The sequence below is a fragment of the Chrysiogenes arsenatis DSM 11915 genome (genome assembly GCF_000469585.1).
Lineage (GTDB): Bacteria > Chrysiogenota > Chrysiogenetes > Chrysiogenales > Chrysiogenaceae > Chrysiogenes > Chrysiogenes arsenatis.
In genome coordinates this window covers 316,148-338,012 of sequence record NZ_AWNK01000005.1, presented here as the reverse complement: position 1 = coordinate 338,012, position 21,865 = coordinate 316,148, and the positions used below count along the sequence as shown (strand labels likewise).

Annotated in this window: 14 protein-coding genes and 2 pseudogenes; 6 read left to right on the top strand and 10 right to left on the bottom strand. The window is 50.0% G+C overall.

Annotated features, from left to right (window positions below):
* Both P304_RS0103970 and P304_RS0103965 read right to left on the bottom strand, forming a co-directional pair.
* Positions 1–719: IS256 family transposase (locus P304_RS0103970; protein WP_027389487.1), on the bottom strand; the 719-nt coding region annotated here is incomplete at its 3' end.
* Positions 720–878: 159 nt separating this feature from the next.
* Positions 879–3,644: a hypothetical protein gene (locus P304_RS0103965; protein ID WP_027389486.1), complete on the bottom strand. Its 2,766-nt coding sequence runs from the start codon at positions 3,642–3,644 to the stop codon at positions 879–881.
* Positions 3,645–3,782: 138 nt separating this feature from the next.
* Here P304_RS0103965 and P304_RS13905 point away from each other — a divergent pair, with 138 nt between their 5' ends.
* On the top strand, positions 3,783–4,103 hold the full coding sequence (locus P304_RS13905) for a helix-turn-helix domain-containing protein (RefSeq protein WP_084417521.1): 321 nt from the start codon (positions 3,783–3,785) through the stop codon (positions 4,101–4,103).
* 119 nt (positions 4,104–4,222) lie between these two features.
* On the opposite strand, the gene carB is transcribed toward P304_RS13905, so the two are convergent.
* Positions 4,223–7,477, bottom strand: a complete 3,255-nt coding sequence (carB, locus tag P304_RS0103955; RefSeq protein WP_027389485.1) for a carbamoyl-phosphate synthase large subunit — start codon at positions 7,475–7,477, stop codon at positions 4,223–4,225.
* A gap of 231 nt (positions 7,478–7,708) precedes the next feature.
* On the opposite strand from carB, the gene P304_RS0103950 reads away from it, so the two are divergent.
* The 5 genes from P304_RS0103950 (at position 7,709) to P304_RS13900 (ending at position 13,794) form a co-directional block, all read left to right on the top strand.
* Positions 7,709–8,068, top strand: coding sequence for a hypothetical protein (locus tag P304_RS0103950; RefSeq protein ID WP_027389484.1), 360 nt, complete (start codon positions 7,709–7,711; stop codon positions 8,066–8,068).
* Between the two features lie 184 nt (positions 8,069–8,252).
* Entirely contained in the window at positions 8,253–9,359 is a 1,107-nt protein-coding gene (locus P304_RS0103945) for a class II glutamine amidotransferase (protein WP_027389483.1), read from the top strand.
* On the top strand, positions 9,347–10,987 hold the full coding sequence (locus P304_RS0103940) for a glutamate synthase-related protein (RefSeq protein ID WP_027389482.1): 1,641 nt from the start codon (positions 9,347–9,349) through the stop codon (positions 10,985–10,987). Before P304_RS0103945 ends, P304_RS0103940 begins: the two co-directional genes overlap by 13 nt.
* 10 nt (positions 10,988–10,997) lie before the next feature.
* Positions 10,998–13,328 (top strand): FAD-dependent oxidoreductase, encoded by a 2,331-nt coding sequence (locus tag P304_RS0103935; protein WP_027389481.1) that lies wholly within the window; start codon positions 10,998–11,000, stop codon positions 13,326–13,328.
* A 61-nt stretch (positions 13,329–13,389) separates the two neighbouring features.
* Positions 13,390–13,794, top strand: coding sequence for a DUF309 domain-containing protein (locus P304_RS13900; protein WP_051321382.1), 405 nt, complete (start codon positions 13,390–13,392; stop codon positions 13,792–13,794).
* A gap of 15 nt (positions 13,795–13,809) precedes the next feature.
* Here P304_RS13900 and P304_RS0103925 read toward each other — a convergent pair whose 3' ends face one another.
* The 7 genes and pseudogenes from P304_RS0103925 to P304_RS17565 form a co-directional block, all read right to left on the bottom strand.
* Positions 13,810–15,801, bottom strand: coding sequence for a HAMP domain-containing methyl-accepting chemotaxis protein (locus tag P304_RS0103925; RefSeq protein ID WP_027389480.1), 1,992 nt, complete (start codon positions 15,799–15,801; stop codon positions 13,810–13,812).
* Between the two features lie 270 nt (positions 15,802–16,071).
* Positions 16,072–16,926, bottom strand: coding sequence for a carboxylating nicotinate-nucleotide diphosphorylase (gene nadC, locus P304_RS13895; protein ID WP_034763941.1), 855 nt, complete (start codon positions 16,924–16,926; stop codon positions 16,072–16,074).
* Positions 16,923–19,568, bottom strand: coding sequence for a valine--tRNA ligase (locus P304_RS0103915; protein ID WP_027389479.1), 2,646 nt, complete (start codon positions 19,566–19,568; stop codon positions 16,923–16,925). The genes nadC and P304_RS0103915 overlap by 4 nt, the downstream gene beginning before the upstream one ends.
* Positions 19,569–19,661: 93 nt before the next feature.
* Complete coding sequence (locus tag P304_RS16890; protein WP_152514481.1) at positions 19,662–19,862, bottom strand: hypothetical protein; 201 nt, start codon at positions 19,860–19,862, stop codon at positions 19,662–19,664.
* A gap of 148 nt (positions 19,863–20,010) precedes the next feature.
* Complete coding sequence (locus P304_RS0103905) at positions 20,011–21,051, bottom strand: PDDEXK nuclease domain-containing protein (protein WP_027389478.1); 1,041 nt, start codon at positions 21,049–21,051, stop codon at positions 20,011–20,013.
* A 153-nt stretch (positions 21,052–21,204) separates the two neighbouring features.
* Positions 21,205–21,603 (bottom strand): annotated as a pseudogene (locus tag P304_RS13890) (nucleotidyltransferase family protein); the annotation flags it as partial.
* Positions 21,604–21,645: 42 nt separating this feature from the next.
* Positions 21,646–21,789: pseudogene (locus P304_RS17565) on the bottom strand (CopG family ribbon-helix-helix protein); the annotation flags it as partial.
* Between the last annotated feature and the right edge of the window lie 76 nt (positions 21,790–21,865).

Below are 21,865 nucleotides of genomic sequence, written 5' to 3'. Positions count from 1 at the left end.
AACCCTTTTAAGCCGTCAACGCAAGCTATGAAAATATCCTTAACTCCACGGTTTTGTAGTCCGTTAAGAATACTAAGCCAGAACTTTGCCCCTTCATTTTCCGCGATCCACATGCCAAGAACTTCCTTTTGTCCCTCCATGGTGACAGCCAACGCGAGATACACTGCTTTGTTGATAATGTGTCCGCCTTGTCTCCCTTTCACCCTGATAGCATCCAGATAAACAATGGGGTAAACTTCATCAAGGGGACGGTTTTGCCATGATTTCACATCGTCAATCACAGCATCGGTTACTTGGGATATTAAGGTGGGGGAAACCTCCACACCATACATTTCTTCCAAGTGAACTTGAATGTCCCGTGTACTCATGCCCAGCGCGTACATAGAGAGGATTTTATCGTCAAAACCATGAAAACGGCTTTGACCTTTGGGGATAATTTTTGGCTCAAAACTGGCGTCGCGGTCACGGGGGACATTGATCTGAAGCTCACCAAACTCGCCGCTAATAGTCTTTGGATATTTGCCGTTGCGTGAGTTTCCAGCCTGCTTGTCTGACTTTCCATGTTTGGCATAGCCAAGATGGTCTGTCATCTCTGTCTGCATTGCACGCTCTACAAGTCGCTTCGTTAACTCTTTGAGTAGACCGCCTTCGCCTACAAGATCTTCAGGCTTTTTATAGTTGACAAGAAGCTGGTCGAGAAGTTCATCGGAAATGGCCATGGGATACTCCTTGAGATATGATCAGAATAGTATCTTAAATGGCCACTTACACAAAATATTTTACACACTCCGCCGATGACACTCGGGTTGAATGTTGTTGCCTGAGTTTGTGCATTGAGAGCTTACCTAAGCTCTCAATGCACTATCTGAGTGTATTTGCTAAGGTGTATAAATCTGTACTGCTGTAATCATGTCATCCGTTTCAATGCGCACTGCCGTAGCTATATCAGCTGTTTCAGTAAGGGTTGCTAGTGGAATTTTACTTACAATGCTTTCCAAATTTACACTAACCACATCACTACCACTTGCACCCAAGCTTGCATTTATAGCGCTCTTGATATGCAACGCTACTTCCTCTAGCTGTGTTGACGTTACCGCCTGAATCGTGTCGCTTTCTATTGAGTTCTTCAGTGAGCCGAGGAATATGTCGATCGTAATATTTGTCACGTTATTTCCTGCTGGTTCAGAATTTGCTCCCGTCAGGAGCAGCTCAATTGCGCGCATCACCGTAACAATTACAGCATCAGCAGTATCTGGAATGACTTCTACAGGCAACATGGCTACTAACAGTTGGGGATTCAGGAGATCAAATTGATCTGGACTGTCAGCGTAATACTTGACAATCGCATCTGCTAGGGTTTGATATCCATACATCTCATTAGTTTCAAAAGCAGTCGCGTTCGTTGATTTTATAAGATCATTGAGGGTCTGAATATATCTCTGGAAAATCACGTCTACGCTGTCATTTGTGATTGAAAATAATTCAACATTCAGTGTTGAGTTGATAATGCCTTTTATCTCAGGGCGAAGTGCTACAATGGTTGTAATAGCATCCACTCGCACATCAGTTGTATCAAAACTCTCATCGAATTTTGCCAGCAAAGTGGATGAATTGGGCACATTGGTAAATATGTTTACGCCACCGTGTGCAGTGATCAGGTCACCATCATATGCTTGAGCTGAAAATCGCCCTAAATGATCAGCTACAAACTCGCTTTCGCCTATTGTTACTGTTGCATTAGCTAATGCTCCAGAAAGTCTGACAAGACCTTCAATAGAGATACTTTCTGGCTCACTTTCTTCCGCAGGAGTTTGAATAGTTTCGCGTAAATAATCTTTCAGATCGGTGCTTTTGTTGTTTGCCGTTTTGAGTAGCATAATTGTTTCAGTATTGCCCGGAAGCTCTCGCGTGCGTAACTCTGCCTTTGAATCCTTAATGCGAATTTGCCCCTCAAACAAATACGGCGCGTCAAGAGTGACGGTCAGGAGATCATTGGAAATGTCCCATGTGCCAATTTTTGATGTATAGCGTGTAAATGTTTGAGTGATCGGATTCCAATCCGCTTGGATTATATTTCCGCTACTATTCGCATCACTTTGACTCCCATCAAAAGCAAAACTAATTCCACCTCCAATACCTATCGATGTGTTTGAATATTTTAGGTTCGTAGCAATTTGACCAAGTGTCGGTGTCGGAGGGTTTGCGGTCTGTGTCTGTGCTAAGTATGAAACATCATACCAATCACTGTCACTGAAGCCGCTTGTTTTTACTGTAAATGTTGCACTGATGGCATGAATACTGAGAGTTGACGGAATCGGCCTGTTGTTAAGTTGAACCAGTGGGTATGACCAGTTGATTTTCAACTCACCGCTAAAATTATCTTTATCGTTACTTACCACAATCATTTTCGACGATTTATTGCTAATTTGATCTTCGCTGGTATCGGTGGAACATTGTGTAAAGCGGGGAAATTGACAACGTAGCTCTTCTAAAGTCACGGAATTCTCTGAAAAGAACAATCTGTCAAGTTTGCGATAATCATTTTTCCTCTCCTTTATTGCAAATAGTTCGATAGGGGCGGCTACGCCATTCCATTGAACATCCACAGGAAATTGAATGTCGAGCGCGTAATCGAAGCCATTTACGTGTACTTTATGATTTGATGGGCGATTATCTTTAGCTTCATGTTGTCGCTCTTCAAAGCTATCAAAAAAACTTTCAATGCTATTGAGAAGAGAACTGTCAGAAGAGTCTAGCTCAAAAGAATCTTTAATTTGATTAACTTGTTGCGCTATTGCAAATTGGGCATTTTCTTTGTTGCTAAATTGCTGAATGCCCCGTTGGGCAATGCCTTTACTTAACCCTGCAGTAATCTCTGCCCTTGATTGGATTGAGTTTTTCACTGTGTCTTGAACATGAGCCAAATGGGAAGACGAGGCTATTTTAACGATATCTCCTGTTTCAACTTGGAGTTCAGCTACGTGCTCCATTGAAGTAGATTCGGTAACTTTTGCTGCCAACTGTGCGCCTATTGCCCCAAGAAGCGCACGACTCAATTCTTGCTTTTCACTTGACGTACCAGCTACCTCCTTTAGTTTGTCTACGACTGAATGGATATGGACAGCGAACTTGAAAGCCGCTAAAGAATTGTCGCTTGTGTCGCCAGTATCCGCGATATCCATTGCCTGAACGTCACCAAATCTGTTTAGCAATGCACGAACGCTTTCACGTGAGTCACCTGCCTCAGCGAGCAGAGTAGTCAACGGGTGAATATGGGCTGCATTAACTATGTCGCCTGTCTCAATTATTCGGGTGTACTTGGCGTCAAAGTCAAATCCGGTAAACGTGTCTCTACCGCCTGTTACTTCAATATACGCCCCAAAAGGAACATTATCGAATGAATACCTTCCTTTAGCATCAGTTGTGGTTGTGTTTATCAATGAGGTTCGCGTGAAATCAGAGTAAAGATTAACTTGCGAGCCGAATAAGTAACCATCTGCTACGTTGCCAGAGATTGCAGTGATAGCGGTAGCAGTAGGCGACTGCGTATCGCCTAAGCTGGTATTACCACTTCCACTTCCTCCCCCACCGCCACATCCAATGATAAGGCCTACTGTCGCTAGAGCTGCAATTGCTTTTTTCATCTAACACCCCTCCAGATCAAACGTATACTGCTACAGAACAGCAGCAAAATTTACAAATATGAACTATATTGCACTTATTATGAGTAAATACAACCCATAAATGGTTTTCATAAACTGGTTGTAACTTATAATTCATATATGAAAACTGCAACCACCCATCACGCTAGAGTAGAGCTTGGCACAACAATAAGAGCGATTCGCCGGAGCATGCAATTAACGCAAGAGGAACTTGCTGAGCGCGCTTCTTTGAGTTGTAAGTTTGTGAGTGAAATTGAGCGTGGCCAAGCTAATCCGAGCATAGAAACACTTGCCAATATTGCGGATGGTTTAGGTATAGACATTGTAGAGTTGTTTTGCAACGAAAACACTCTAATTATCAAGAATGATAAAATAAAAGAAGTAAAAGTTGCATTTGATATATTAACGGAGTTTTTCTCAGGGAAATGCACCAAGGACTAAGCTGGCTCTGCCGTTTTGTGACACTCGGGTTGAATGTTGTTGCCTAAACAAAAAAGTCCAAGGGAAGCACTGGCTTTCCTTGGACTTTTTGTTGTTTGGTCGTGTTGTTCGCGGTGGACTTAGTAGATCGTCGGGGCTGATCCCAGTTTGTAGTATTCCTGAATTGGTAGTACCGATGTCTGACTTTTCTTGCGCGCTTCGATGGCGGTCACCGCTGCGAGTGCGCCTTCGATGGTTGTAGAGTATGGCACCTTGTAGGTCAGGACGCTGCGACGGATGGAAAGATCGTCCGAACGGGAACGCGAGCCTTCTGGTGTGTTGATGACGAGAGCAATCTCGCCGTTGACGATCTTATCAACGATATTCGGTCGCCCTTCTTTGACTTTGTGAACCACGTCGACATTGACTCCCTTGTCTTTCAGGAAAGCGGCAGTCCCGCGAGTAGCGACGACGGCGAAGCCCAGCTGCAGAAGCTTTTCAGCAATGTGTGTTACGAACGGTTTATCTTCGTCGCGCACGCTGATAAACGCCGTGCCTTTTGATGGTAGATTGCCACCGGCTCCGGCTTGTGCTTTGCCAAAAGCGATACCGAAGTTCATATCGATCCCCATGACTTCGCCAGTCGACTTCATTTCCGGCCCCAGCACGGTGTCGACGCCAGGGAACTTGATGAAGGGGAAGACTGCTTCCTTCACGCTAAAGTATTCAGGCGTGTAGTCTTCGGTTAATCCAAGTTCAGGGAGTTTTTTCCCAGCCATCACGCGCGCAGCAATTTTGGCGTACGGGATGCCCGTTGCTTTTGAGACAAACGGCACGGTGCGGCTGGCGCGTGGGTTGACTTCCAACAGGTAGATATCTTCGCCTTTTACCGCAAACTGAATATTCATCAGCCCGACAACGCCGAGTTCAAGGGCGAGCATGCGGGTTTGGCGGCGGATTTCTTCGCAGATAGCGTCGGAAATATTGCGCGGCGGCAGCGAGCAGGCGGAGTCGCCGGAGTGGATGCCTGCTTCTTCGATGTGTTCCATCAGGCCAGCAATGATAACGTTTTCGCCGTCGCAGATGGCATCAACATCAAGTTCGACCGCATGTTGCAAGAAGAGGTCGATCAGGATCGGGTGCTCCGGCGAAGCTTTGACCGCCCGTTCCATGTAGTCGCGCAGATCTTCGGTGTTGTAGACGATTTCCATAGCGCGGCCACCAAGGACGTACGACGGACGAACGACGACGGGATACCCGATCCGCTCGGCGATGGCGACAGCCTGTTCTTTGCTGGTCGCGGTGTCGTTGTCTGGCTGACGCAGTCCGAGTTTTTCTACCAGTTGTTTAAAGCGCTCGCGGTCTTCGGCGCGGTCGATAGCATCCGGCGTGGTGCCGAGGATTGGTACCCGCTCTTTTTCGAGTGGCACGGCGAGCTTAAGCGGCGTTTGTCCGCCAAACTGCACAATGAGGCCGATGGGCTTTTCTTTTTCCACAATGGCCAGAATGTCTTCGCGTGTGATTGGTTCAAAGTAGAGGCGGTCGGAGGTATCGTAGTCGGTCGAAACGGTTTCCGGGTTACAGTTGACCATGATCGTTTCGTAGCCATCATCGCTGAGGGCAAACGCGGCGTGACAGCAGCAGTAGTCAAACTCAATCCCTTGGCCGATCCGGTTGGGGCCGCCACCGATAATCATAATTTTTTTACGGTCGGTTGGTGCCGCCTCGCACTCTTCTTCGTAGGTTGAATAGAGGTATGGCGTGTGCGCTTCAAACTCGGCAGCACAGGTGTCGATCCGCTTGAAAACCGGCAGGACGCCGAATTTATGGCGAATAACTTCGATGTTTTTTTCATCAGTGTTGAGTAGCGTGGCAAGACGGCGGTCGCTAAAACCCATCTGCTTTGCTTCACGCATGAATTCCGCACTTAGGTTATGGAACGAACCAAGGGCGCTGAGTTTCCCTTCCATGGCGATGATTTCTTCGAACTGGCGCAGGAACCACGGGTCGATGCCGGTCAGCTCGTGGACTTGATCCACGGTATAGCCAAGGCGAATGGCATCACCGATGTACCACGTGCGTTCGGCGCCGGGGACGCGAAGTTTTTCTTCGACGAGGCTGATAATATCAGGCGTTGGTTTTTTCAGTTTATCCGGTGCAACGCGGCCTTCAAAGCCATAGGAGTCGATTTCAAGCGAACGGAGCACCTTTTGGAAGGATTCCTTAAATGTCCGCCCGATGCTCATTGCTTCGCCCACGCTTTTCATCTGCGTCGTGAGAGTGGCGTTGGCTTTGGGGAATTTTTCGAAAGCGAAGCGTGGGAACTTGGTGACGACATAGTCAATCGTTGGTTCAAAACTCGCTGGAGTTTCTTTGGTGATATCGTTTTGCAGCTCATCAAGCGTATAGCCAACCGCTAGTTTGGCGGCGATTTTGGCAATCGGAAAGCCTGTCGCTTTTGACGCCAGTGCCGAAGAGCGGCTGACGCGCGGGTTCATTTCAATAATAATCAGGCGGCCATCACGCGGATTGACGGCAAACTGCACGTTTGAGCCGCCGGTATCGACACCAATTTCGCGGATAACCTTGATGCTGGCATCGCGCATCATTTGGTATTCTTTGTCGGTCAGGGTTTGCGCGGGCGCAATGGTGATCGAGTCGCCAGTGTGTACGCCCATCGCGTCAAGGTTTTCGATGGAGCAAATGATAACAACGTTGTCTTTGTTGTCGCGCATGACCTCCATTTCGTACTCTTTCCAGCCGATAATTGATTCTTCGATCAGTACTTCGTGCGAAGGAGAAGCGTCAAGTCCGCTGGAGACAATCATTTCCAGCTCTTCCATATTATACGCAATGCCGCCACCAGTCCCACCAAGGGTGAATGACGGACGGATAATCGCGGGGAAGCCGATTTCCTGCACCACTTTACGCGCTTCGGCAATCGAGTGCGCATAACCGCTGTTCGGCATATCAAGGCCGATGCGCTGCATCGCTTCTTTAAACAGCTCGCGGTCTTCCCCTTTTTTGATGGCGTTCAGATTGGCGCCAATCATTTCAACGCCGTATTTTTTGAGGATCCCCATCTCGGCAAGATCAACAGCGGCATTCAGCGCCGTCTGACCACCGACCGTTGGGAGTAGAGCGTCGGGGCGTTCGCGCTCGATAATTTTTTCAAGATACTCAATAGTAATCGGTTCGATATACGTAGCATCTGCCAATTCTGGATCGGTCATAATGCTGGCAGGGTTCGAGTTCACAAGAATGACTTCGTAGCCTTCTTCTTTCAGGGCTTTGACAGCCTGAGTACCGGAATAGTCAAACTCGCAGGCCTGACCGATAACAATCGGGCCAGAGCCAATAATCATAATCTTCTTTAAGTCGCTGCGTCTAGGCACGGCAAACTCCTTTTTCGGGTATTCGCGCGGGAAAATCGCCTGAGATTAAAGGAAATTGTCATTTCTGAAAAGTCTTTTCCGAACTAATTGACGAAAAAGCGCAATCAACACACTGATTCTTGCTGTGCGGCGACGAGACTCTTTGCTAGTATCATGCGTAATACATCGTGCGCACTCGCCGAATCGCTGCTCTAAGCAGATGAAACTACCTATTTTTCCGAAAGGGATGCAATGCAAAACTATACTGCTGAACAACTTTCTGAACTGTTGACACAAGGCGCCCTGCGCGACGTTAGCGCCGAAACCGCCACCAATGGATGGGACGGAAAAGTGCTGATTTCCACTGCCGTCTGGAATCGCTATATTGTTCCCAGCCGCATTTGCGAACAAAAAGGGGAAGCAACAGCGGAACGCTTTGCGCATTTGTGCGAACAGTTGCAGCGAGCGCTTTCCCTGAATATGCAGGATGCGCCACTCGTATTTTTTCAGATTGCCGTGCTGATGGATCCTAACATGGCAAAAGCGCGCGTTGCGCTCAAGTGCCACCGCGTGGGCGATGCGCTCGTCGTAGTCTTGAAGGATGAGGCATGAAGCTTTATTGAGCACCTCGTTCTCCTTGTATTGGGCTTTCGGGTGTGATTGTCAGAAATATGACAATTTTTTCAGCATATCTCCATGCGAGCGAGTGTCGATATCTGACAATTCAGCTCAGTCTATTTTAATTGCATAGTAATTGTGATATTCTGCCCCGCTCATACCTGTGGAGGTGTTAGTCGTGTGTAGAATTGGTGCAATTAAATCAACGGAATATATCCACCCATCATGGGCGCTGCGCTTGATGCGTTCGCAGCAGAAGGGGCACGATAATTCCGGTTTTGCCATGGTCATGCAAGACCTTGGCGGAGTGTTTGAAGGGTATAAAAAATACCCGATCCTCTCGATGGCCTGTACGGAACAGGGGATGAAAATCGCCGAAGATATGTTGTATTCGATTGGTTTCAGCCGGATTGGTCAGTGGAATCCGGAAATTCGTCCGGCGGCGGGGCTGAATATCGAACCAATGCCAATGTATGTGTTTCAGTTGTTCCATTATCCCAAGCACTTGCGCAGTGCCAGCGACCGCGAAAAAGAAGACTTGTTGATGGATACGCGCATTAAACTGCGCCGTGAGCTGGAAAAAACGGGCGATGGCTTTGTCTATTCCTTTTGGCCGGATACGATGACACTCAAAGAAATCGGCGATCCGACTGATATTGGAACCTACTTCAACCTGTGGGAAGAGAGCAAAGACTTTACGGCGAAGGTAATTACCGCTCAATGTCGGCAGAACACGAACTACGATATTGTCCGCTACGCGGCACATCCCTTCTTTTTGCAGGGTTATACCGCGCTGGCCAATGGCGAAAATACGTTTTACGAAAAAAATAAGCACTTTCAGCAAGGGCTGAATCGCGGGTATATCGGCTTTGAATCCGATTCGCAGTGCTTCTTGTATACGCTACATTATATTCATCGCGAGTTGGGCTGGCCGCTGGAATACTATAAACATACCGCGACGCCGCTGCCGTTTGATGAAATCGAAAAAAGAGCCGATCGTGATGTTTTGCTGCGCATCCGCTCGTCGCTGGCTCATCTGGAAATCAATGGGCCGAATACCATCATCGGCGTCCTTCCTGACGGGACGATGTTCACCCTGTGCGACTCCAAAAAGTTGCGCCCCGTTGTTGTTGGCCGCACGGATACGATGGTGGCGATTAGTTCCGAAGTCAACGGCATCAATGAGATCCTCCCGAACCGTGACTGGAAGCAGGATATTTATCCGCATGAACGGGAAACGGTAGTGATCAACAATGATCTGGAGGTGCTCAGATGGCAACAATGAGGGTAAATGCCATTGCGCGTGACGACCTGCAATGGCGTATTGTCTATAAACATGATCGCTGCACGATGTGTGGCCGTTGCTTAGCGTCCTGCCCGTTTGGCTCCATTACCGCTGGAGTCGAAAAGCGGCGTAAGGTCATTAGCGATCACTTAACGCCACAACCCAAGGTGTTGTTCCAGAGTGTGCCGGTGATCCGCCAAGTGATCAATCACCAAGACGCTTGCCGTGGTTGCGGAATTTGCGAAAAGGTATGCCCGAACGAAGCCATTGCCCCGATGCTTAATCCGCACGGGCGGCTGGCAATTAAATATCGCAGTGCGACGGCTGACGGATACAAGCGCGGGGGCCGCTCGAATTTGAACCCAACGGGCAGTACGCTCGATAAAATAGTCATTGGCCGTATTTCGCAAATGACCGATCCTTCGCTCGATGCGCAGCGCCACACGTTCGACATGCTTTCACCGCTTGGTCGCGTGCTTCCGCCGCAAGGCTTGGGGCTCGAATTGAAAGATGGCAAGCTCATCACTTCGCGCCCGATGCCACCGATGAACTGGATGTACCCGATTATTATTGGCGATATGTCGATTGGTGCGCTCTCGACCCGCATGTGGGAAGCCTTGGCGATTGCCACTGCCTATCTGAACGAAGAAGTTGGCCTGCCCGTTCGCATGTGCACTGGCGAAGGGGGCGTGCCGGGGCCGCTGCTCCGTTCGCGCTTTGTCCGCTATATGATTTTGCAAATCGCTTCCGGCCATTTTGGTTGGAACCGTATTGTCAACAATATGGCGCACATGCAGGACGATCCGGCGGGTGTGTTGATTAAAATAGGTCAGGGCGCCAAGCCGGGCGATGGTGGTATGTTGCAGGCCAAAAAAGTGGCACGCCACATTCAGGAAATTCGCGGCGTGCCCAAGGCCGATTTACTGAGCCCGCCAAATCATCAAGGATTGTATTCAATTGAAGAAAGCGTTCAGAAGATGTTCCTTTCGCTGAACGCCGCCTTTAAGTTCCGTGTGCCGGTAGCGATTAAAGTCGCCGCCAGCGTCACCAGTGTTTCGGTTTACAATAACCTGCTGCGCGATCCGTACAATATTGTCGGCGGGTTTTTCATCGACGGCATCAGCGGTGGCACGGGTGCGGCGCAGGATATTTCGCTTGACCATACCGGCCATCCGATTGTTTCCAAGCTGCGCGATTGCTATCTGGCGGCGGTACATCAGGGGAAACAGGGGCAAATCCCGCTGTGGGCTGGTGGCGGCATGGGGCAGGCGGGGAATCTCGCGGCCGATGCGTTCAAGATGATCTGCCTTGGTGCCAATGGGATTTTCACGGGCAAGCTGATGCTGCAAATTGCGGGTTGTGTTGGTCAGGATAATGGCAAGTGTAATGCCTGTAATACTGGTTTGTGTCCGGTGGGCATTTGTACGCAAAACCCGGTGCTCGTCAAACGGCTTGATATCGATAAGGTGGCCGAAAATGTCGTCAATTACTTTATTGCGACTGATCAGGAATTGAAAAAACTGATGGCACCAATTGGCAACAGCACTCTGCCGGTCGGGCGTTCCGACGCCCTGATTACGACCGATAGAGCAATTGCCGACAAGCTGAACATTCCGTATGCATGCTAAGGGGGCAACTATGACAACAACACTTCACCTGAATGGCATTGTTGATGGCAAGCGGATATCAAGCCAGGCTCTGCTGCAGCAAATTTATGAAGCAATGGAAGCTGGAGTGCGCCATTTTACGATAGATGCTTCCGGCCAATATAACATTGGCGGTCCGCTCTGGAGCGGTGACGGCTCGCCCATCACGTTTCACGTCAATAATCCTGGGCAACGCTTAGGATCGATGGGGATGAGCGGTACAACGATTATTGTCGATGGCCCCGCTCCAGCTGATGTCGGCTGGCTCAATGCCGGCGCCGAAATTGTTGTGAAGGGCGATAGCGGCGACAGTACCGCGCACTGTGCGGCGACAGGAACTATTTATGTCGGCGGACGGGTTGGCACCCGTTCCGGCGCGTTGATGAAATACGACCCCCGCTTTACTCCACCAGAGTTCTGGGTACTGGAAAGTGCCGGATCCTTTTCGTTCGAATTTATGGGCGGCGGCATTGGCGTTGTATGCGGCTACGGGTGCGAACACCTTGATTCTGTGCTTGGCCACCGCAGTTGTGTCGGCATGGTTGGTGGCACCGTCTACGTGCGCGGCAAAGTCGCTGATCTGGCTGAAGATGTGTGGGTACTTGATCTTGGCGAAAATGATCGCGAATTTCTGGTGAAAGGGATTGCCGGATTTGCGGCACGGTTGGGGCGCCCTGAAATTATTCCGGCGCTCAGTGATTTTTCGCAATGGAAAAAAGTTGTTGCGAAAACATATGCCGAACGGGTGACGCATTCGCTGATGCCGATTGCCGATTTCCGTGCGGAAAAATGGGTCAGTGGTGGGATTTTTGGCAAGCTGTATGACGACGATTACTACGTTGCCGACTTTATTGAGCAAGACGAACTGCGTCTGCGCCACCCCGAATGGCACAACGCAGCGTATTCTGCACCGTGTGAATATCGTTGTCCAATCGGTATTCCGACACAAAAGCGGATCGCACTGTTGCGTCAGGGGAAAGTGGCTGAAGCATTGGCATTGGTACTTGATTATAGTCCTTTCCCCGCTTCGGTTTGCGGGCAGGTTTGTCCGAATCTCTGTCTTGACGACTGTAACCGGGTTCATGTTGACGAGCCGGTGAAAATCGGACAGTTGGGGAGCCTGAGCCGCGATCTGCGCGTATCGCTGCCATCGCAGGAACTCGTGGAGCGTATTGCGGTGATTGGTGCTGGCGTCGCTGGACTTGCGGCAGCATGGCATTTGCGCCGTAAAGGTTATCAGGTTGATATATATGAAAAAGACTCCGAAATCGGTGGCAAGTTGCGTCAGGTTATTCCTGCTGATCGGCTGGATCAGGAGGCGATGCGTGCTGAGTTGGAACGGTTAGCACAGATCGGCATTGGCCTGCACTGCGGCGCGGAAGTCGATCAGGAAAAATTTTGCCAATTGACGCAAGAGTATGACGCCGTTGTCATCGCGATTGGGGCGCATAATCCCGTTGTTATTCCGTTTGCGGGCAATGAACGGCTGGTCAAAGGGCTTGATTTCCTGAAACAGATCAACAAGGGGAACCTGCCGTCTGTCGGGAAAAAAGTGGTCGTGATCGGTGCGGGGAACGCGGCGATGGACGTGGTGATTGGCGCGTATCAGTGCGGTGCGCAGGACGTTACGGCGATTGATATTCAGAAGCCGGCAGCATTCGAGCACGAACTAGCGCATGCGCGGAAACTTGGCGCAAAAATCCTCTGGCCAGCCTTTACCGAGCGCATTTCCGAGCGGGGAGTACATCTCAAAGATGGCACGTTGCTCGAAGCCGATACCGTAATTATTTCGGTTGGCGATCGTCCTGACTTTGGTTTTCTTCCTATGGAATATCTGGATGAAAAAGGGCTGGTAGCACGCAACGAATATCTCCAGTGTGAAGCGAATCAACGTGTTTTTATTGCGGGAGATGCAGTTGTGCAAGGGCTCTTTACTCATGCCCTTGGCGACGGGCGTAATGTGGCGCTGAATGTCATGCGTGCGCTTCATAGCTTGCCGCTTGATACCTTTGCGAAAGCGCCGATGATTCCACAGGATCGGGTACGCGATGAGTATTACCATCCCATGAACGCTCAGCGGGTAATGGAAAAAGAAGTGGCCGAAGAGACCGACCGCTGCATGAGTTGCGGTTACTGCCGTGACTGTCACTTTTGTGAAGATATTTGCCCAGAGCAGGCCATTGGCCGCAAGGAAAACCCGGACGGTACGTTTGAATATTTCAGCGAAGATGCCAAGTGTATCGGCTGCGGGATTTGCGCCGGAGTATGCCCGTGCGGTATTTGGGTGATGGAAGATAATTTACAGAAGTTTGTGGAAGGGTAACGTATAATGAGTATCGGGGAGGAGTGAAAGCTTCTCCCCTTTTTTATTGGGAGGGATTCTTATGGAAAACGATATCACCGAGCGCTTCGCCCAGGCGCTCGACCTGTACCACAGTTACGATTTTTACGAGTGTCATGAGGTTCTGGAAGATATCTGGATGGAGTTACCGGAGCCGGATCGTCTGTTTTATCAGGGGATACTACAGGTGGCGGTCGCGTTTCTTCATTGTTTAAAGCTTCCGCCCAATTACACGGGTGCGCTGCGACTTCTCTCAAGTGCCCGCGGAAAGCTCCTCCCATTTGTGCCGCACACAATGGGCATCGACGTTACGCAGCTTTTGGACGATGTGGCACGGGCAGAGCGGTATCTGCAGCAATGGCAGGAAGCGGGAAGCCCTTTTGATATCGGCATTGTGCCAACCATTAGCCGCTATCAAAGTGGAGCTGCTTCCCGCGCGGATGGCTAACGTCCTTCCCGTCGATTATTGCGATATTTGGCGTACGTGCGCTTGTTTTCCTTCAAGGCAAAAGATGGAAACGCTTTCCTGAACATTGGTTGCCAGCATTGCCAGATCGCTCGACGCGCGGGACACTTCTTCCGATGATTTTGCTGTTTGTTCGGATGCCGACGAAATGGCTTGAATGTCTTCGGTAATTTGGTCGGCGGTGGACGACATCTCTTCGATAGCCGCCGCGTTTTGCACGATCAATTCTTGCAGGTTTTCCATGCCGCCAATGATTTCGGCAAAAGCGCTATCGGTTTCTTGAGCCAGCCGATTGCCGATTTGCGCTCGGTTATTGACCTGTGCCATCGCCTGAACCACCTGATCTACTCCGCCTTGTATACTTTGCACGATAGCGCTGATTTCATCGGCAGAAGCGGCACTGCGTTCGGCAAGTTTACGGACTTCATCGGCTACTACGGCGAATCCGCGCCCGGCATCACCCGCCCGTGCGGCTTCAATCGCGGCATTGAGCGCCAGCAAATTAGTTTGGTCGGCAATGTCGTTGATAACCTGAATAACTTCCTGCACCCGTCCCGCCTTTTCTTCCAAGGCGTGGGCGTGTCCTGAGGCTCCTTCAACTTCGTTGGCGATGGTCACCATTTCCTGTGCTGATTGTTTGACTTTTACGCCACCTTCGCGCGAAAGGTTCAATGCGTCAGTGGTATTTTCCTGAATGTTATTCATATTACGGGCAATTTCGGTTGATGTTTGTGACATTTCGAGCGATGCCGAAGCAATTTGTGATACCCGCTCGGATTGTAATCCCATGCCGGAACTCATTTGTACTGAGGCGCTACTCAGCTCTTCGCTGGCTGATGCGACTCCGGTGGCCGACTCCTGAATTTCACTGACGGTTTCGCGCAAGCTGGCGACCATCGCATTTAATGCTCTTACGAGTTGGCCGACTTCGTCGCGCTGTGTGAGTGCCAATGTTTGCGATAAGTCGCCTTGGGCGACGGCATCCGCAAAATTAACACTTTGGCGTAGCGGAGTGACAATCATGCGCGTGATAGTAATCGCTAGGAAAATGCCTATCGCAACGGCAATGGCAACGCCCAGCTGGATGATTCTTTCTGCCTTGGATGTTTCGTTTTCCATTGCGGTATCGCCAGCAGCAATCGCTTGCGAGATGGCTGCGTTGACATCGCGTAGATCTTCGCGGATGACCTCATACTGCTGGTTCAAGGATTCAGCTTTGGCTACCCACGCGTTCAGAGCTTTTATGTATTGCTGCATGATGGTAAGTGAGTGGTCAACATTTTCCTGCGCTTTTTGTTCAACGCGATTTTGCTGCATCCAGCGCGAAATTTCATTGAGACGAACGAGAATTTCCCCCTCAATAAGTCTATGGGCAGAACCGATCGAACGGGTGTCGCCATTGATGATAAATTCTCTGACAAGGAAGTGGACGCGGTTGATGCTTTCTACGATTCCTGCTTCTATGCTGAGCATATGCAGGAATCGGTTGATTTGCGCTGAATCGCTGGTGGTGCGCAATTGTTCGGCAATTGTACTGTTCAGTGCGGCACGTATTTGTTGTGAAGACTGACGAGACTCCAGCCCGAGTTTGATCAAAGTATCAAAGAGAGCATTTCGTTCTGCTACTCCTTGGGTGTAGGTCTGAAAGCCTTGCTTTGTTGCCTTTACTTCATCAATCGCGACATTCAGGATTTGCCGCTGGGCATCGTTGTCGGCGTTCTGTCGTAGGCTTGTCAGTTCGTCTTCACTTCGACTCAGGAGTTCCAGTGTTGTTTTCGCCTGCTCGGGAGTTTCGTTGCGTAGATAAATCTGGATGTTTTCGGCGGCTTCCATGGCAAACGTAGCCGCTATATTGGTTTGCCGTGTGATGTCTGCTCCGTGGCTCATTGTTCGAATGGAGCCATATCCAATCACGCCGACAATCAGGGCGATCAATATGAGAACTCCAAAGCTTCCGCCGAGTTTTACGCTCATTTTTGCATTTTTCATGGTGTCCTCTGTTTCTGGTTCCTGTGTGGCGTTTCGTCAATGGTGAACGAAGTCCCCACGCGTAGGGAGTTTACGGTCAAATCTATTTATTTCTTAGGAGAAACGAATGGAAAGGGCTACGCAAGCGCCTTAATGCAACAACAACTACTGGATATCATAACTTTATGCGTCGCGCAACCGCTTTGGAGTTCAAAGTAAAATTTCACAAGGCGTGCGGGACGACACCTTTTGCCATCTCACACGCCTTGTGAATAGTGAAATTACATTGATTTATGCGATTGCGTTCGAATCGCCGCTTTTATTGACCCGCAGCGAAATATCCATCGCCCGTGCCGAGTGTGTGATGTAGCCCGTTGAAATAATATCGGGCTGCAATTTACAGTAGCTCTCAATATTTTCCAGATTGATGCCGCCGGAAACTTCCACCAGCGCCCGCTTATCGACAATGCGGATGGCATCTTCGATCATGGCGTGTTCCATGTTATCGAGCATGATGATGTCGGCACGCGCATCAATTGCTTCGCGCACTTCATCAAGGTTTCTGGTTTCCACTTCAACGCGCACGGTATGCGGCACTTTTTTGCGAACCAGTTTGACCGCAGCGGTAATGCTACCGCAAAAGTCGATGTGGTTGTCCTTGATCATCACGCCGTCGAACAGCCCCATGCGGTGATTGTGTCCACCGCCGTCGCGCACCGCTTTTTTCTCCAACACGCGGTAACCGGGGAGCGTTTTGCGCGTATCGCACACCTTGACGCCGTACGGCTCGGCAATATCAACGAACTGGCGCGTGAGCGTGGCAATACCGGAAAAATGCTGAATAAAGTTGAGCAGCGTCCGTTCGACCGTTAGAATTTTGCGGATGCAACCGCGCACTTCAAAGAGCTTTTCCCCTTTTTTGCACAACGTGCCGCTGCGCTTGTACGGGATGTACACCGTGCGGCCATCGAATTTCAGCAGAATTTTGTTGATCATAAACTGACCGCTGAACACCAGATCTTCTTTGGCAACGGCGTATGCCAGCCCTTCGCTGTCCACCGGAAAAATGGCATCAGAAGTCAGGTCGCCCGTCCCCACGTCTTCTTGAATCGCGATATTGATCAGGGTATCGACAAGATGGTTCACAGGTACTCCTTCACTTTTTCCAGGTTGGTACGCAGTTTTTCGAGGATCGAGCCAAGTTCGTCACGTTTTTCGCGGTCGGCTAGAATCACTTCTTCGCGGGCTTTCTGCAGGAAACCTTCGTTCGAAAGCTTCCGGTCGTACACCAGAAAGTCCTTTTCGATTTTTTTATACTCTTTTTCAATTCTCTGAAACTCTTCGGCAAAATCGATAATTCCCGTAAGTGGTAAAATGATCTCTCCAGCCCCAAAGACAGCCGTTGCGCTCCCCTGCGGTGCCACAAATGACGCATCTACCACTTCCAGCGACTCCAGACGCGCGAGCGACTGGAAGTAGGTAAAGTAGTCACCAGCGGCGGCGGCTAGGCCAGCATTATTCGTGCGCAGATAGCCCGCGGTGGCTTTGGCTGGCGAAATGTTCATTTCACCACGGACGCGGCGTACCGCTTCGATAGCGCTCATCACCGCTTCCATGACCGCAATGTCGTCACGGTATTGATCGAGATTGACTTCGCGTGGATAGGCATCAACCATAATCGACTCGCCATGACCATCAAGCTGCTGATAGACTTCTTCGGTCACAAACGGCATGAACGGATGGAGCAGCTTCATGGCCTGCAACAAGCAGAAATTGAGCACCGTTGCGGCGGTGCGCTGTGATTCTGGTTCCCCTTTGTACAGACGATGCTTGACCAGTTCGATATACCAGTCGCACAAATCCTGCCAGATAAAGCGGTAGAGCGCGGCGGCGGCATCGTTGAAATGGTAGTGGTCAAGGTTATGGCGCACATCTTTGATCACGCCGTTGAGGCGGTTCAGAATCCACGCATCAGCAATTTCCAGCGTGGTCGGAACTTCGGCCTTGATCCCTTCGACCGCCGTATGGCGCGCGAATTTCAGCGCATTCCAGATTTTATTGATAAAGGTTGTATCACCTTCAATACGCTTGGTATCGAGTTTGATATCGCGCCCATGACCGGCTTGTGAAATCAGCGTAAAGCGCAGGGCGTCGGCACCGTACTGGTCGATAATGCTGAGCGGATCGATAACATTGCCCAGCGTTTTCGACATTTTGCGCCCGTATTTGTCGCGCACCAGCGCATGGAGATATACCTCTTCAAACGGCTTGGCATCCATGTAGGTGTAGCCCGCCATAATCATGCGCGCGACCCAGAAAAACAGAATATCAAAGCCGGTAATCAGCACCGACGTTGGATAGTAGCGCTTTAGATCCTCCGTCGCTTCCGGCCAGCCGAGCGTGGCAAACGGCCACAATTGAGAGCTAAACCAGGTGTCGAGCACGTCGTCGTCTTGCGCAATGTTGGCACTTTGACACTTTTCGCAACCATGTGGCGCACTGTGGACAACGGTAATGTGACCGCACTCGCCGCAGTGCCAGGCCGGAATGCGGTGTCCCCACCAAAGCTGACGCGAAATGCACCAGTCTTTCAGGTTGTCCATCCAGTGGAAATAGGTTTTTTCCCACACTTCGGGAATCAGTTTAACTTCTTTATTGATAACGGCGTCACGTGCATGCTGCCCCATTTTTTCGACATTCACGAACCACTGATCGCTCAGGAACGGTTCGGCAATCGCGCCGGAGCGCTCGGCTTTACCAACCGAGTGGGGGTGTTTTTCGATTTTAACGAGCAGAGCCGCCGCCTCAAGATCTTCCAGAATCGCTTTGCGCGCATCGAAACGATCCATTCCCTGATATTTCACGGGGCCGTTTTCGTTGATTTTCGCATCCGGCGTAAAGATGTTGATGAGTGGCAGTTTATGGCGTTCGCCAATTTCAAAGTCGTTAAAGTCGTGCGCTGGCGTCACTTTCATGGCACCTGTGCCGAATTCACGCTCAACATACGGGTCGGCCAGAATCGGAATGGTGCGGTCGCACAGCGGAAGCACGGCTTGTTTGCCAATCAGGTGTGCGTAGCGCGGATCTTCGGGGTGAACAATAATTGCCGTATCGCCGAGCATGGTTTCGGGTCGGGTTGTGGCAACGACGATCTTTTCATCGCTCCCCGCCACAGGGTATGCGATGTGGTGCATCGCCCCTTCGGCATCTTCATGGATAACTTCCAGATCCGAAAGCGACGTCTGCTGCACCGGACACCAGTTGACCAGCCGCTTGCCACGATAGATGTATCCTTCGCGGTGCAACTTGACAAAGGCTTCCATCACCGCGCGGTTGCACTGTTCGTCCATCGTAAAGCGCTCACGGCTCCAGTCGCACGAACATCCCAGCCGCTTGAGCTGCGAAACGATCATCGAACCGGAGTGCTCTTTCCACTCCCAGACCTTTTCGAGGAATTTTTCACGTCCCAGATCGTGCCGTTTGATCCCCTGCGCCGCCAACTGCTTTTCCACCACAATCTGCGTGGCAATCGAAGCGTGGTCAGTTCCCGGCAGCCAGAGCGCATCGAAACCATCCATCCGCTTGTAACGGATAAGAACATCCTGCAGCGTCATGCAAAGCGCATGACCGATATGCAGATAGCCAGTAACGTTTGGAGGTGGGATAACGATGGAATATGGAGGTTTTGTCGAAGTGTTGTCAGCCTTGAAATAGTCCTTATTGTGCCAGTGGGCGTACCACGTCTGTTCGGCCTTGGCGAACTCGTAAAACTTGGGAAGCGAGCCCATGGATACTCCTTTGTGCGTATGAAATCTCTTACGATTTTACAGAATGTTGCACTATAACGGATAGATTTCGAGAAAACAACCAAGAGCAAACGCTCAAAGGATGTGGCAGGGTTGGCGGCAGGTGAAAATATAAAAAAGCCCCGCCGGAGCGGGGCAAAGAGAGCGGTTATTAAGTTTCTTCCCAATAAATGCAGGAAACCGGGCAACCGTCGAGGCATCCTGAATGGTCGCTTCGTCCGCGCCATTGGGGTCGCTGACAAACGCTAATCCCTCTTCATTTGCGTTGCGGCGCACTTCACATCATCGTCAGTGGTGACTGGCATATCACACCTGCATTTTTTAGCTTCATTATAAACGGTTTTAATGTCACGATTATTTTTGCCCTTCTCTTGCACTTTTGAAATTATCTGCCCCATCCCGCAGCTTTTCCATGAAACTCAGTTCATTCTTCTTCTCCCTGTAATTCCCGCTCTATTTGCTCAATGCTGGGCAGGTTGGTTTCCAGTATTTCTGGCAAGGCTTGTTGCAGCTTGTATTCCGCGATGCCCATCGGTTGGCTTTTGTCGCCCAGTGCGTATTCGGCCACGACCTTGTCTTTACTTTTACATAGCAGTAAGCCAATGGTGGCGCTGTCTTGTTCGGCTTTTATTTGTCGATCCACCGCCGTCATATAAAAACCCAGTTGCCCCAAATGCTCAGGTTTGAATTTTCCCGCTTTCAGTTCAATCACCACGTAGCAGCGAAGTTTCAGGTGATAAAACAGCAGGTCGATGAAAAATTCTTCTTCTCCCACTTGCAACAATACCTGGCGTCCTACAAAGGCGAATCCTGCACCCAGCTCCAGCAAGAATTGGGTGACATGTTTGATAAGTGCGCCTTCAATTTCCCGCTCTTCTGCTTCGTCCGTCAAACCTAGAAAGTCGAATCGGTAGGGGTCTTTGATGGATTCACGGGCAAGGTCGGAGTCTGGTTTAGGCAAGCGTTGCTCAAAATTAGTCACGGCATTGCCTTGGCGCTCTGATAATCGGGTTTCAATCTGCATCACCAGCACATTGCGCGACCAATTATTTTCTATGGCCTTTTGGGCATACCAGGTGCGTACTTCGTTGCTCTTTAGTTTATCGAGCAAGGCCAGTTGGTGGTACCAGGGCAATTGTGCAAGCACCGCTTGCACAAATTCCAAGTCAGGCCAGGCTTTGGCAAATGCTCGCATGTATTTTAGGTTGCGCGGCGAAAAGCCTTTCATCTCAGGAAAATGGTTACGCAGATCATGCGCCAACAGCTCGATGACTTTGGCACCCCAGCCTTGTGCCGCCTGACGCTCTAAAATATCCCTGCCGATCTGCCAGTAAAGCAGTAACAGCTCACGATTCACTGCCAGCGTGGCACGTTGCTGGGCTTCGTGGATGCGAGTTTTCAGTTCAGACAGCCAGCTACTGTAGCCCTCTGGTCGCTCGGTTAAGGAGATGGGTTGATCGCTCATTTCAGCTCCTTCCATTTCCGTATCTGGCGCTGCAGGGCGGTGCGCTGTTGGGTGCTTGTCATGGTGTTTCCTCTTACCTCAGATCTCAGGTGCTATTAGCTTGAAACCGAACGATATTGCGCGAGCTACAGCAGGCTAAACCAATCGCCTCTTGATAGGCAAGCCGCGATAGCCTTCTTTATCGTGTACATACCAGTTCTTCAGACTCAATTCTTCTTGCCAGTCATCGAGCAAATCCATAACGGATTTTATTTCATCAGCGGTTAGAATAATGCGAGCACCAAAAATGTCATTGAGCCAGTTATTGACGGGATACCGATTGTCGCGGGTTAAGAAACGCTCAATTTTGTCATCAATACTTTCCCGAGTTTTGACACGGTAAAAATATTTGATGTCGATATTCGCCGTCATCAGGTAATCATTGATGCTTTCGTGTAGCGTCAGTCGATATTTGTAGATATGGGGCGCTGGCACATGCTTGATGGTTTTGGAGAGGTTGATTTTGTCGATTCTTCCCGTCTCAAAATAATCATTTGAGAACTCAAGATGCAAGCGGTTGATTTCGCGTATAAGTTGTTTTATTTGAATAATTTTGTCCGTGTTAGCCAGTGCCTCTTGGGTCATTCGGTCGCGTTCCTCTTTTTGCAATATCCAAGCTGAAAGCGCTTGTTTTATGACCTAACCTCGCGAGCGATCAAGCTGCGTGGCTATTTGATCGACTTTCTCCGCGAGTGGCATCGGCACGTGTGCAGTCAGCACTTTGGTGTTTGCCAGAGCCTGTACCAGCGGACAAACCAAGAGGCGTTATCTATGT